Consider the following 660-nt stretch of genomic DNA (forward strand, 5'->3'; position numbering starts at 1 on the left):
GGCTTCGTCGGCGCGGGCGGCGCCGGAGCACTGCCCCGCGCCGACGCGGCGCACACCCACCTGCCCGACGGCGACGACCCGTTCGCCCTCGCCGACGGCGTCCGCGCCGCCCACGGCACCGTCGTCGCCGCGGGCGGCTGCTTCGACCTGCTGCACGCCGGCCACGTCGGCCTCCTCCAGGCCGCCCGGGAACTCGGCGACTGCCTCGTCGTCTGCGTCAACTCCGACGCCTCGGTACGGCGCCGCAAGGGGGCGGGCCGCCCGGTCAACACCCTCGACGACCGGGTGCGGGTCCTGCGCGCCCTGGCCTGCGTCGACGCCGTCGCCGTCTTCGACGAGGACACCCCGGAACGCCTCCTGGCCGACCTGCGCCCCGACGTCTGGGTCAAGGGCGGCGACTACGCGGCCGCCGACCTCCCGGAGGCGACCCTCCTCGACGCCTGGGGCGGCCAGGCGGTCCTCCTGCCCTACCTCGCGGGCCGCTCCTCCACCGGCATCCTGGAACGCGCCACGGAGCGCGGCCGGTGACCGCGCACCGGGACGCCGAACCGGCGTGCACGGTGCGGCCGGCGGCGCTGCCCGGGAGGACGTCCGGGGCGCCTCTGGCGCCGCGCGTGGCTGCCGGCCTGGAGGGCGAACCGGCGTGCACCGCACCCCCGT

1 protein-coding gene is annotated in these 660 nt (G+C 78.6%); it reads left to right on the plus strand.

The features are described 5' to 3' along the window. Nucleotides 1-528: D-glycero-beta-D-manno-heptose 1-phosphate adenylyltransferase (rfaE2, locus tag G3I53_RS14280; RefSeq protein WP_164438416.1), on the plus strand; the 528-nt coding region annotated here is incomplete at its 5' end. Nucleotides 529-660: the final 132 nt, after the last annotated feature.

The organism is Streptomyces sp. SID14436, from assembly GCF_010548465.1.
Lineage (GTDB): Bacteria > Actinomycetota > Actinomycetes > Streptomycetales > Streptomycetaceae > Streptomyces.